General features: G+C 56.7%; 7 protein-coding genes. 1 reads left to right on the forward strand and 6 read right to left on the reverse strand.

Annotation, left to right across the window (positions count from 1 at the left end):
* Positions 1-61: 61 nt before the first annotated feature.
* A complete protein-coding gene (locus NKJ64_RS22515) occupies positions 62-5,650 on the reverse strand; it encodes a DUF3320 domain-containing protein (RefSeq protein ID WP_352463364.1) in 5,589 nt (1,862 codons plus the stop codon).
* 476 nt (positions 5,651-6,126) lie between these two features.
* On the opposite strand from NKJ64_RS22515, the gene NKJ64_RS22520 reads away from it, so the two are divergent.
* The gene (locus NKJ64_RS22520) at positions 6,127-7,014 is read left to right on the forward strand and encodes a thermonuclease family protein (protein WP_081731062.1); all 888 of its coding nucleotides are present in this window, start codon (positions 6,127-6,129) and stop codon (positions 7,012-7,014) included.
* Between the two features lie 33 nt (positions 7,015-7,047).
* Here the strand turns inward: NKJ64_RS22520 and NKJ64_RS22525 are convergent, their stop codons facing one another.
* From NKJ64_RS22525 to NKJ64_RS22545, 5 genes are read right to left on the reverse strand one after another with little or no spacing between them, the layout of a single operon-like run.
* Positions 7,048-8,202 (reverse strand): DUF4236 domain-containing protein, encoded by a 1,155-nt coding sequence (locus tag NKJ64_RS22525; RefSeq protein ID WP_352463365.1) that lies wholly within the window; start codon positions 8,200-8,202, stop codon positions 7,048-7,050.
* Between the two features lie 59 nt (positions 8,203-8,261).
* Positions 8,262-9,302: an OmpA family protein gene (locus tag NKJ64_RS22530; protein ID WP_031198374.1), complete on the reverse strand. Its 1,041-nt coding sequence runs from the start codon at positions 9,300-9,302 to the stop codon at positions 8,262-8,264.
* Entirely contained in the window at positions 9,299-10,612 is a 1,314-nt protein-coding gene (locus NKJ64_RS22535) for a hypothetical protein (RefSeq protein ID WP_023672193.1), read from the reverse strand. Before NKJ64_RS22535 ends, NKJ64_RS22530 begins: the two co-directional genes overlap by 4 nt.
* Positions 10,612-11,430: a hypothetical protein gene (locus NKJ64_RS22540; protein WP_352463366.1), complete on the reverse strand. Its 819-nt coding sequence runs from the start codon at positions 11,428-11,430 to the stop codon at positions 10,612-10,614. Before NKJ64_RS22540 ends, NKJ64_RS22535 begins: the two co-directional genes overlap by 1 nt.
* Positions 11,423-12,856, reverse strand: coding sequence for a hypothetical protein (locus tag NKJ64_RS22545; protein ID WP_023829765.1), 1,434 nt, complete (start codon positions 12,854-12,856; stop codon positions 11,423-11,425). Before NKJ64_RS22545 ends, NKJ64_RS22540 begins: the two co-directional genes overlap by 8 nt.
* Positions 12,857-13,262 lie beyond the last annotated feature (406 nt).

The raw sequence follows: 13,262 nt of genomic DNA on the forward strand, positions 1-13,262 counted from the left end.
CCAGCAAAAGAGGTGTTCCGAGCTTCAACAGAGATTGCAACGAGGGCTCTACAATGCCCGGTCACACTTCAGCTAATGCCTCGCTCGCGGACTCGCCGGCCACCAACAAACCGTCTTGGGGCCGCAGCAAGCCCTTGGCAATCAAATCGGCGACCCCAGCTGAAATCAACTGCCGCAATTGTGCACTTGTGGCTTTGAAGCCCAGCATTCTCGCAACGGTTATTGCGATTTCTTCCTCCGTCGCGCCGAGGTTGGATTTCACGACTTCCATGGCGCCTTGGGCGACTTCGTCCTGCGCAATCATTTCGGGCTTGCGCAATCCAGCGGACACGACGCCGCTGCGGTCCCTGAGACGAACAGGAGCACCTGGCTTGAAGCAGAAGCTGCCTCGACGGGCTACTGCACCACCTCTCTGCGCTAGGCCTACCCCTCGCTCGATTGCATCCTGAATCCTGCCACCGGCCCGCTGCAGACCCCACGCGCCCCGAATACGCGAAACTATTTCGTCGACATGGATTGGTGTTTCTATAGCCACCACCTGCTCGACCAGTCCGGCCATGATTCCGCTGGGCGTCTCGTGGAGTTCGAACGATCCCGGTCGGTTTAGTTCGGCCTCTTCGTAGGCTCGATTGGGTATCTCGGATCCCTTTGTGCTTTCGAGACCGATTTCCGTCACGTTGCCTCTGTCGACCGTAACAACCTGCACGGCTACAGCACGATTTCTCTGGACCCCCAATTCGGCCCGCTCATCGAGCTCTTTTCTCGCAGCCTCAATCGCTAATATGGTTCGCTCCAGCTGCTCGCGTGGCCTCTGAAACCAGTCAGCGTTCCAGATGCGATGGATTATCCAACCATGGTCTTCCAGAACAGACTGCCGTAGCCGGTCTCGATCTCGGGCCGAGCGCGATGAATGATATTCTGCGCCATCACATTCGATGCCAAGAATATAGCGGCCTGGCCTCTCCGGATCAGCAACCGCGAGATCGATGAAGAAGCCTGCAATGCCAACCTGAGCATGAACCTGGTAACCCTTTCCGATCAGCGCGTTGGCTACCTGCTCTTCAAAGATTAAATCCATTTCGCGAACCGTGGCCTGGGCAAGCGAAATTCGTCCTGTTCTCGCGTAGTGCAAGAAGAGCTTGAAGGCGAAGATGCCTTTCCCTTTGCCACGCTCCAGGTCGATGTCCTCGTCTGTGATGGACGCGAATACTTCGCAGCTGCGCTTGGCGCGGCTTATGAGGACGTTGAGCCGACGCTCGCCGCCTTCCGCACCAAGAGGGCCGAAACGCATGGCCATGTACCCCTGCGCATTCTTGGCATACCCCACTGAGATCATGATCACGTCGCGCTCATCGCCTTGAACATTTTCAAGGCTCTTGACGAAGAATGGCTCGCTGGGGTGCGCGTGAAAGAACTCCTCCGTATCGGGATTTAGTCGCCGCAGCCCTTCGAGTTCATCCTGGATCGCGCGGCGTTGGCTAACCGAAAATGTTGCAACGCCTAGAGTCTCTCGCGGGTTCACCTTCGCATGACGGATGATCGCTTCGGCTACTGCTCTCGCCTCTACCGGATTGGTTCCTGTGCCACCGGAATCGAAGACCCCCTCTGGCACATGATGAAACCGCAACCCCATGCCTGCCTCTTGGGTATAGGGGCTTGGCACGATGAAAAGCCGGTTCTCGTAGAACTGGCTGTTCGATACGGCGATCAGAGATTGGTGACGGCTACGGTAGTGCCAGCGGAGCATACGCTGCGGCAAGCCGCGGGCCGTGAACAGGCCGAGGATGCTTTCGATGTCGGCGACCTGCGCGCCCTCACCCTCGTCATCTTCAGACTGCGAGCCTGTCACCTTGGCGAAGAATGTCGTGGGTGGCAGTTGGCGTTCGTCGCCAACAACGACCACCTGATTGGCCCTGGCGATCGAGCCGAGCGCGTCCACAGGCTGTATCTGAGACGCCTCGTCCATCACAAGAAGATCGAAGGACATCCTGCCGGGCGACAGGAATTGGGCCACCGAAAGCGGGCTCATCATGAACACTGGCTTGAGTGCCTGGATGGCAGGCCCTGCCTTCTGCATCAACTGCCGGATAGGCATGTGGCCCCGTCTGCGCGCCATCTCAGAACGAAGCAGTCCGACTGGTCCAGCTCCGCCGTCTCTTGAAGGAATTTTTCGGTGATGAGCCGTCACAACTTCGATGGCACCGGCCTTGATCCTCTGTCGGTCCAGATCCGCGAAGTCACGTACAGCCCTGGAATGCAATTCCCCGTCGAACCTTGCCAGCTCCGGCTCATCGGTCGCCATCGCTAGAAACATTCGTTCGTAGTAGGCCATATCGAAGACTGATCGCGCCGATCCTGTTGTAATCTGGCCGTTGGCCAGGCCGTCTATCAACTGTCCCAGTCCAGCCTTTCGGGCTGTTTCGGATCGCTCTCCATAGGCAACCCATTTTGAGAGCTGTTCCTGATGATCAAGCCACCCCTCCAGTCGAGAAACAACCTCGACTATCGCGACGTCTGGAAAATCGTCTACTCCAAACAAGGAGGGAGCATCGGCTTTCAAATCCCCTGCAAGCGCCTTCAATTCCCGCGCTGCCGCTTGGGCCGCTTCACGCGCTGAACGCGCCAAGTTTGCGATCTCTTTTCTTTCAGGCAACCGCGCAGCCAAATGCCGGATTGAGCCATTTTCTCTCAGCCAAAGTTCGGCTTGCGCGAGAGCGGCCCAATCGGATCCTCGACCGAGCCACGACGAGCCGAATGCGAACTTGCCAAGGCTTTCCCCGTCCTCGATCTCTTGATCAAGCGCTTGTAGTCTGCCTAGTCGGCGTAGTATCTCCACCCGCTCACTGATCAGATCTGGAACGTCAGTCAGAACCTGTCGTGACGCGTCATCGGCTTGAGCTACAGTGCTTGCCTTCGCTTCCATCATTTGCAGCGAGGCCCGCTCGGCGGAAGCCACGTCACCTTGCAGGGATGACGCAAGGTGGCCTAAATCGTTCCAAAACCCCTCGATAATCGGCTGACCGATGTCGATCACCTTACGAACTCGGACCGCACGCGCGCCCGCTTCAGAGCGCTCCGCCATCCGCCCGGCTATAATTCGCGGTTCCGAGCCAAGTCCCCTCAGCGTGCGCATCCACTCCACTAAGGCCTGGAGTGGTGCCGAAGACGATCTCTCACCGCGCCAATCGGCTCCGAAGGCGGAACCGCCAAAGGCGTCGCCTTCGCGCACTTTTGCTGCGGCCGCTTGGCCCTTCATTAGAATGTCGAGGAGACCCACTATCTCCGCCGCAGGAGCGCTAGGGGCCACCAAAATAGTCCGCACAAGTGCAGTGGCACGACGGTAGTCGCCATTTAATGCTTTCAATATTCCCGTGTGCTCGGCGAGCGCTTGCCGCGCCGCGGCCACGTTGGTACTCCACGCGGCATCAACAACTTTGCCCTGAAGCTCGGCTCTAGCAGTCTCTAGCGTTGCTACGCTGTCGGCAAGGTCACCAGCCTGTTCCAGCCCGGAGTCCCAAACTGTGGCTGCGAATGCCTCAGGGCTCGCATCGGGGGCTGCCGCAACTCTCTCGCCGGTCATCACTAACCTGAGGAGTCCTGCAAGCGTGTCCGGTAAAACCGTAGACCCCAGTTCTTGATTTAGCCGCTCAGCTTCTTCTCTTAAGCGTGGGAGCAACACGGTTAGCTGGCGCGCACGAACGAAACCATCTTTCGGAAAGTCTGAAGGAAGCTTAGCAAGCTCTGTCTCGAGACCTTCAATTGGCGTGTCGATAGCCGTCGCCACCAACTGCTCCGACAGTTCCTCGGATTTGCGGTTGAAATCTGTTCCTGTCCAGAGAAGCGATGCAATGTCCTTTGGACGCTCATCCCAAACCGGCGAGACTAGCGCCTCGGCAGGAAGTCCAGGTGCGGACGCGAGAAGCTCAGCGCGATCTTCTACCTCGCCGCTGTCGCTGAGGATTTGCGGAGGCTTCGCCTCGATCCGCTCAGCAATATCGGCCAGTTTGGCGTGCAGAGCCTTTGCTTGATCCAGCGACGACGCAATGCGTGGGACGAGCCTCTCAATGGTCGTTGGTAGGACGACATCCAGGCCAACTCCCCGCCATGGGTGGTGGATCGGCAAGCCGATCTCGTTGATCCGCTGAGACACGTCATCGAGAAGTTTGCGACGTTGCGAGACACCGTCATTCGTCCAAGCGGTGGCATCCTCAAGTTCAATATCAACTGTCTTTTGCCCGTTCTGCCTTAGTCGGGTTAGCTGGCCAAGAACCTGGTATGGAGTGAGTTCGGACGTTCCAAATGGAACATGCATCCTTGTAGCATGTGCATTGAGTTTATCCCTAGCCTCCAGCAGGCGTTCAGTAAGGGAAGAAGCAAGCTGTCCGCGAGGCGATCCGAGTTGCCAGGTGCGCCGCAACTCCTCCAGCATCATGCGCTTGTTTGCCTTGTTGCTATGGAGCTCAAGGCAGGCGTCCCCCACCCCCGCAGTGTCAAGCCGTCGCTTTACGACCTCAAGTGCGGCCATTTTTTCCGCAACGAACAACACGGTCTTTCCATCGGCAACGGCCGACCCGATAATGTTTGCGATCGTCTGCGATTTTCCTGTCCCGGGAGGACCTTGGATAACGAGGTCGCGACCCTTTCTTGCATCATGGATCGCCAGCGTCTGAGAACTGTCACTGTCGACGATATGCAACATTTCGGCAGGCGCGATATGCGGATCAATCGCAATGTCGTCCGACATCAGCGGTTCGCGTGTTTCGAAACCATCTGAAAGAAGCGAGCGGATCTTCGGTTGTTCGATAATCTTTGCGCCATCCGGCCAGAGATCCGGATCCAGGTCACGGTACATCAAGAACTTAGCGAACGAGAAGAAGCCGAGCACCATATCATCGGCAAGAACCTGCCAACCCTCTTTGGTCGACACTGCTTCGGCAACGGCTTCGAGATAGGCCGAGACGTCGAAGTCGTCTCCTACTTCAAAACGCGGCAGGGCGAGCTTGTGAATGCGGTCGAGATAGAGTTCCAAGGAGAGGTTTGCGGTAAGATCTTCCGTACGAGCTCGCAGCCGAAACTTTTCTCCAGCGGCCCCTCGCTCCAGCCGTACCGGGACCAAAATGAGAGGAGCCTGACGGATGTTTTCTTTGTTGCTCGGGTCAATCCACTTCAGCATGCCAAGGGCCAGAAAGAGGATATTGACGCCCTGCTCTTCCTCAAGTGTGCGGGCGTCGTGGTAGAGATCAAGGAGCCGGCGCTGCAGCCCCGTTGGGGTCATCCTCGTCTGAAGCTTGGTGTCAGAATGTCGCGCAGATACCCCTCTGTCGTCGAATCCTTCGTCCTCAGGCTGAGCAAGAGCAACGGGGGAATAGTCGATTTCCTCGTCTGGAGGGCTGCTTTCAACCTGGCCTGCCTTCGGCCGATCCGGCTTGCCGGCCAGGAAGGTAAAAGCCTTTCCTTCGCTCACCAGCAATCGATAGATCTCAGACGACCTCTCGTCGACAATATCGATCGTCTTCGCGCTCTTTGAAAACCGTGGCACATTCAAAAGTCGGTTGCGAGCAGAAAGGTCGAGCAATTCCATCCTGGCTCGCTCGAGCTTTTCCTTTAAAGGCAGATCGCTTTGGAAGACCGATTTTTCAACTTCCGACACTCACACCCCCCTGATAGGCTGGACACATAGAGCCTAGACAAGGGCAGTCCGCAACATAAAATGCTGGTTTTTCAACCTCGAATGGCTACCACCAACACTTCAATCGTTTAGTATTGTGAGCACTGCGGCTTGGTGGAAAAATTGCGGATGTTTGTTTAATGTTCCGGACACTTCGCATCCCCACCTTGATCTCGAGGTTCCCTTTCAGACAAAATGCCATCGTACGTGTGGACGAGGTGTTGGCAGCTCTGGCATCCGCCTCGCCGGCCACGACCAACTGGCGCACAAGCCGACTTCTTTTTGAATCGGCCTCCTAATTTCATTCCGAGAAAACTTGTAGGCTCGAGCGCGGAAAGATGGTCGTGTTTACGGAAAAGGTAACTACAAAGTCGTGACTTCGGGCTGATCTGCGAAGGCACCATGGTGGTCAAAGCGCCGAACTACAAGGCAAACCAGCGCCAGCGAAAAAGGCGCCTATGAATGGTGCAGAGGCACGTTACAAATCATGCAGCTTGCGTTTCGCAAAGGATCGGAAATTGAATAACAATCGCTATTCTCATCGTCGCCGCGCGCGACCAAGGCGCGGCGCTGAACCAATCGTCCGCAGACGTTTCTCTCCAGATGTGCGCTTGCCTCTGATCCTGGTGATCGTGGTGGCCTTGGCTGCTTACGCGACCCACTATTTTACAGGCTCGGGTGACCAGTTACGTGGTCTCGATATAGCAAACTCGGCCGGGTCGAGACGGGCGCCGATAGTAGGCATAGCATCGGTGATTGATGGAGACACGATAGAGATCCACGGGCAGCGCGTCCGCTTCAACGGCATCGATGCACCCGAAAGCCGCCAATACTGCAATGACGCTAGCGCACATCAATACCCCTGCGGGCGCCGGGCGGCCGAAGCATTGGCGAATTTCCTTGCGGCTTCGCAGCCTGTCCAATGCACATTTGTTTCATGGGATCGGTACCGTCGCTTCGTCGGTGATTGTCGGCGCGCGGACGGTGTCAGCGCCGCGTCCTGGATGGTCGAACATGGCCAAGCCTTGGACTGGCCCCGCTATAGCCACGGCGCCTATGCGCAACAGCAAACTAATGCTGAAACCGCAAAGGTTGGAATCTGGATTGGGACGTTTGACAACCCTTGGGATTGGCGCGAACAACATGCCGAATCTGCGAGCCCAACCAAAAGCCCCCTTGGGCTTGTCAGCCGTCGCCAAGTAGCACAGAGCTACTCATGCCAACCTCGCCGCTTGTGCACGCAGATTTCATCTTGCGAAGAAGCACGTTGGTATCTCGCCAACTGCTCATGGGGGAGCAAGTTGGATCGAGATAGCGACGGGATTCCGTGCGAAGGCGTTTGCTGACCTGGGCTCACGCTTTGAGCCCATCCCCAACCATCACTCCCTAGCGTGCGCATTTAGCGTTATGAATTGGCGGTCGGAGCTTCGATGCAATTGCGCGAGTGCCGATAGAGCCTGGCAAAAGGGCTGGCTGACGTTTGTCTTGGAAAATTCCACCAGCTCGTTAAGTCCGGACGGGCTAGAAAACCGCAACGCTTCGTAGCGGCATACAGGGATCTGCCGATTGTCTTTGAAGCGCTTGTCAGGCCCGCCGTTTTTGTTTGGGTGAGCCCAGGTGTAGCTCACGATCTCCGCATCAGATGGAACTTTGCCGGTCTCGATAAAATTACTCGGGGCGAATTGGGTCTGCAGATCGGCATATCCGACTGCGCCGTATCGGTTTCCGTCCTTCACCAGCACTAGGTCAGGCATGAAGAAGAGCACCTGCCGACCCACATGGATTGAAGGAGGAGTAACGTTGCTGCGTACAACCTTCGGCAAGGAGCTTGTAAGGGTCGTGGGCTTTTTGTCGACCAGCATGCTGGCCCCGGCATTTCGCTTCCAAGCAGTCAGATCCTCTATCTTGCCGCCGGCAGCGACATGCCATCTCCCTGCGCAGCCGGTGAGAGTTTCGAACGCGCCGACAAGTCGCCCGTAGGCGGCCTCCGCGTCTTTTTCCAGATCGTAATAGAGCACGCTCACCCGGCGGTAACTGTCAAACCATTTGCCAATGAGCATACCCGGCACAAAGGCACCGATGCCCAGCACCGGTGCGGCACCTCCGAGCTTGGTCCCCACAAGGAAACCTGCAATCCCGAACAAAACCGCGAGTGCTACGGACAGCCGCGTCTGCGATTGCCTGGCATTGATTTCATCGAGCACATTGGCGAATGTCTCGTCACGCATTTCCACCACATCGCGGGACTCGATTTCTCTCATCACGACGCCGTCAGAGACGTATTCCGGGCGCGAGGATTGTGGACGGGGTTGCGGCGCAGATGGGGTCTGAGAGAGCTGAACTACCTTCTTCGCGCTGGCCTTGCCTAAAGTGCCACGATAGTAGAGCCCACCCACGCCGGCGTGGATGTAGTGACCTCTTGGCCCAGTGCCGATGCGGAGGCCCTTCACGCCAACGGAAGCGCCAACCCCACCGGACGAAAAGTTAAAGCGGAATGGTCCCGCACTGATCGATTTTCGAACGTAAAACCCCATAGCCCAATCCCCCCAACTCAACTGCCGTACCGACTAAGGCGCCAGTCTCTCGTCCCCATTCATGGCTTGGCGCCACCAACCGGCGCCAATTTTGATCGCTGCCTCACCCTAATCTCGATGCGCCTTCGAGCCCGTACATCGCCAATCTGCGCTCCGTCGGTGAGATGATCGCCGGGCAGGATGAGCTGACCACCAGACATCGGCAAAATCGTAAACCCCTTTAATGCGGGCATGTCACTGAGCACACTTGTAACTGAAATCGCGCGGGCCAGCCCAAGACCGGCATTGTCGGCGGGATGGAGTGAGCCGATTTCCACTTTCCCTGACAGGACCGGTTGGAGCCCCTTGTCCATGTTGGAGGATTCGCCCGCCATTGCCTGTTCGTCCGTGTGTCCAATTACCTCAATCACGTCGACACCGTACGAGGTCGCAGTCCCGGCGATGGTCTTCGCAAGATCGCGCAACTTTGTTTTGAAGGCATTCGAAAGCTCTGCGCTTCCGGTATCGAAATTATAGCCATCCAGTTCGCTGAGACTGATGATCGGCGGCCAATCGTGAGGTTTTGCTGCTTGCGTCGGCTCTGCAGCCTCCTTGAGCACATCAGCCAGATCCTGCAGCCCTTTGTCGGTGCCGGCGTAACCAAATTCTCTCAAGACCTTCGCCGCATCTATCATGGCCTTGGTCTGATCAATGCTTATGTCGTTGTCCGCAAGGACTTTCGCGACAGGGGCATTTCGCACGACCTCCTCCAGAGAAATACCTGCTTCCTTGACCGACTTAACAGCATCCTTGGCCAGGACCAGCTCGCGCCATTGTTCGTCGGGAACGGTTCCTCCCCTCGTGGGCTGAAACACCGCTTTTATCTGAGCCAGAAGCCGCTTGTTCTCGGCTTCGAGCCTCTGCACGTTTTCCTTGTTTGATTGAGTGGCTCGCAGTGCCTCATCGGTCTCTTTCTGCTTTTTCGTGATGATAGCACCGGCTGCTAGCAACAGGCAGAACACCAAAAGCAGCATCGTCTCGGCCATGGTCAGGCCCAGTATCAAACCGCGGCCAAAACCCTTGCGCTCGAAGGCGACCGAAGTCCCGCCAGCGTCACTCACCTGCCCCACCAACTGGTTCGCTTAGGCGGTTCCGTTCGTTCGGCGGGAGGCTCGCTTCCCAGAGTTTGGAAAGCGTCTGGTTGGGGCTCAGGCTCGACCCGAATTGGTGCGCTCTCGACGGTGTCATTTGCGGCCAGATCTGCCAGTGGCTGTTCAATCGCGATAGGAGCGTTGAGAGGGGGAACAGGCCTCGGCGCGTGAAGGGTTCTTCCTGCCAAGGTTGCGACAAGGTCTCCGGTGTCCTTGCTTTGCTTTTGCACCACTGCGGCAAGCGCCTGGGTCAAGCGTTGTTGCGCTTGGACGCTCTCCGCTGTTTGCTCTGCGGCTGCCACAGCCTTTTCCACACCTGCGGCCACTTTAGCCACAGCATCAACGATGCCCGCCATGCGGGCTTGCTGTTCCTGCGAAGCCGTCTCTGTTTTGACAGCATACTGAGCGACCGCGCTGCCAAGAAGTTTCACCATCGGCGCCAGATCGTTCTTAAGGACCTCATCAGGGACGACAACCTTCTCCAACTTGGTGGCTACGCTTTCGGCCTGTTCACCCAGTCTGCCAACTGAAGAGGACATTGAGCTGTTGGCTTTGTCGAGCAGATCGGCTGCCGCCTCGACGCGCTGTGCGATCGACGAGAACTGACTTTCGATCTGCCCAAAATTGTGGCTCAAAGCATTGCTGAGCTTTCCCGAGGCCTCTTGAACTGGTCTGATCGATTCCATCGCGATTTTATCCAGGGCCGATCTTATGTGCTCTCCGTTCCGCTCCGCTTGAACGGCGATTTCGGCAAAACCCTCCTCCAACATCTGATTGCTTACGCGGCGAAAGTCAGCGAATTCCCTGGTTACACTTTCCATCTCGGCTCTTACACGCCGCGTCATATCCGCGAGTTCGTGCCTGACCGTCCGTTCGATGTCGGCAGGATCGCGGCGCATCTGATTGTAAAAGATCCGCAAAGCAATGCCCGTGATCGTCGACGTCACCGCGATACCAAAGTTCCTCACGATTGTGTCGGTGGATCCTTCGGAACCAAACTGAAACAGCGATACGCCGAGACTCGTCAACGTAAACAGGAAACCCATGTAGTAGAGATTGTCGCCTGTTTGCTCATCGTGGAGCCGTAGCTTGCCGGTGAAGACGGACGCGGCAAGATAGATGAGCATGAGGCACACCGGTGCGCTCGCCGCCATTATAGGGTCTACGCCCGACAGCTTGGCTATTGCGATGAACACGCAGCCACCCAGGGTTAGCGTCGCAAAGACGAAAAGGGGCAGGCTCGGATGTCCTAAGAACGACTCCCCTCGCTTCTTGGCCATTAGTTTAACCCCTCCAACCCTACCAGCTTCTCAAAATCACCATGATGGCTTTGAACCCACCGGGTCCAGAACTCTGCATGTTCGAAAGAGCCAAATGGCTTCTTCGCCCTATCGACGTAGAGTATCGTAAACCCGACGCCATCGAGCGATGTCCCGTAAGTCCTGTCAGCCGCGCTATCAAGGTACTTCTGATAATCGAGACCCGAACGATATTGTGAGTACAGCGCCGTATGTTCGATCATATCTGACGCGACTATTATTCGCTTAGCGGTCTTCTCTTTCGCCAAACTGCTATCGAATAGCGACAGTTTGATTTTCTGAATTCCGGCCATGATCGGAGATTGGCTCGCGGATTCTCCATTGGGAATCTTGTCGGGAAGGTTCGTCAAAGGGTCCTCGAACGCATCTTCCCATTTCTTCTGCCGCCGAGACGGATTGTTCGTCCAGCTGTCGACCGTCGAGCCGTCGCCCGGATTGCATCCATCAAACATCACAGTCAGGTCGCCGGGCCTCGCGCCCAGCGTCAATATCTTGAGATAGCCGCCAGGCTCGACGCGCCCAATGGTCTTGCGGAATTCATTCTTCAGATCCGCGATGGTTATCGGCGAAATCGGGTCGGTGGCGTCGATCAAGACCGCTGTCAGGCTCACAGGTCCCTTCAGTGGGCAATTCGTGCTGATGTCGATTTGGTCCTTCCCGGATCTCGACCACATCCAAACAAAACCGGCCAGCATCACAGCCGACAGCACGGCCAATCCGGCTGCTGCGACAATTGTGCCGCCACTGCCTTTCTTTCTTCTGCGACCCCGCCTAGCCATTCACGCTATCCGGATGAAGCTTGTCGAGATCTCGGTACTGTTCGATCCCGCGCTCGCATTCCAGCCCGATGAGCCGCACCTGAGCGTTGAGTTCTTCCTGCGCGTCACGAATTGAGGCGCCCAGGTCCTTCTCGCTCCATTCATCGTCGGACGATATCAGGGGTTTTATGCGCTCAAGTTTGTAGGGTGTGGCAAAATGTTTTGGCGCTGGCTCTGTGCGGGCCTGGAAATTGGCCTCCCTGTACTTTGAGAGAAGCTGGTTGCAGGCTCGCTCCAGCTGGTCTTGATGCTGCGCAAAGAGCGTCAGCAGCCTCGACCGATGGTCGATGATCGCTCGATGCTCCCTGCGTCTGCTCCCCAGCCGCTTGACGATGTCCTCCACCTTCTCGTTGTGCTCATCGCGCACCTCTTGCAGAGCCTCGATGAGCTCGCTCTTGCGCTCGATGTAGTCTTCCCGGCGAGCCACCAATCTGTTTTCGACACCCGCATAGCCCGGGTATGGGTCGAGAACGAACCAGCCGTCGATAAACGCAAAGATCGAAAACATGAGACCAATGCCGAACAGAAGCCAGGATTTCACGTCCATAAGGCCAGCCGGATTGGCGAGCATGCTGCGCACGACCTCGACGCCGGCTCCGTCCACAAAGGACCCGCTAACCTCGCGGTAATGCGCAAGCGCTAGGTTTATGGTCAATGCCAAGCCGATATAGGCCACTATCGACAGCGCGCCGATCAACTTCACAAAAAGCGATCTGTGAGTCACCAGGCGTGCACAGAATATTGCGAACAGCAGAGCGGCGCCGATGTTCAAAAACGAGAAAGCGGCGGCTTCGAGGAGCCCGCCAAAGAATCCCTGTTCATTTCCCTTTGCGAGGAAATTTCCGTTCATCGCCGTTTCAATGAGGAACAGGAAGATTAGCAGGGACACTCGGAAACCATGGGCCGCTCCGTGTTGAACCCTCACAGCCCGGACAAGCCCGTGCTTCTGTTTGAACCAGTCGTGTTCTTTCTCCGCATCGTTGAGCGATTTGCGCAATCCGTGAAGTTCGTCCAGGCCCACCGCGATCGAGGCCTTGAAATCGGAAACACTGGCGGCGTTCGCCTGACGGATCAGACCAAACTGCTCTTCAAAGTCGAGGCCAGCCAATCGGCCGGAGAGTAGCTGTAGGCTGTCTTCGAGTGTGTGATGTGCGGCCTTCTTTTCGTCCTCGACCCTCTCGATAACTGTGTGCTCTATATCGTCGAAATTCTTGGCCGTTTTCGGGGGCTGGTTAGCCTCGCCTCGCTGCGTTCCACGACCTTCAAGATCCATTTCGCGATCAATTTTCGCGACATCCAAGCTATTGAACAATTGGGTGCTGGCGCGGAAATCGTGATTTGCCTCTAGTAGAGACTCCCGCAGTTTATTTAGCTTTTCGAATTTTATTCCCACAGCACCGCACCCATTTTTGTACCTCTGCCCGCACAAATGGCTTCTATGCACAGTAGAAGCAAAGGGCAACTGCGTCTTCGCAACTTTGCGGTCCACTGCTCACGAGACGATCGTCTGATGTAAAAATGACAACGATAGCTGCCGTGGCAAGCGGACTTGGGCCAATGAATAGGCCAGGCAGCATACTCTTCTCCGCCGGGCTTTGTGGCTAAGGAACTGAAGATCACGCCAATGAGCTGCTAAAAATCGACTCCAGAGGCGTTCGCGCAGTAGCAGAAGCGGGGGCCCCCCGCGCCCCCCCCCCCCCCCCAAAAATAGGCGGGAGTATAGCCCCGGCCGTGAACGGGTTGTGTGTTTGTTTTAACCCCCACGCGTGGCGCACCGAGTGGGGCACCCCCAA

It is taken from the genome of Mesorhizobium sp. M0062, assembly GCF_040323125.1.
Taxonomy (GTDB): domain Bacteria; phylum Pseudomonadota; class Alphaproteobacteria; order Rhizobiales; family Rhizobiaceae; genus Mesorhizobium.

What these genes read in the sequence shown, in the direction of transcription:
- NKJ64_RS22525 (WP_352463365.1), bottom strand. Translation starts at nt 8,202, where the DNA reads ATGGGGTTTTACGTTCGAAAATCGATCAGTGCGGGACCATTCCGCTTT.
- NKJ64_RS22540 (WP_352463366.1), bottom strand. Translation starts at nt 11,430, where the DNA reads ATGGCTAGGCGGGGTCGCAGAAGAAAGAAAGGCAGTGGCGGCACAATT.
- NKJ64_RS22520 (WP_081731062.1), top strand. Translation starts at nt 6,127, where the DNA reads ATGAATGGTGCAGAGGCACGTTACAAATCATGCAGCTTGCGTTTCGCA.
- NKJ64_RS22535 (WP_023672193.1), bottom strand. Translation starts at nt 10,612, where the DNA reads ATGGCCAAGAAGCGAGGGGAGTCGTTCTTAGGACATCCGAGCCTGCCC.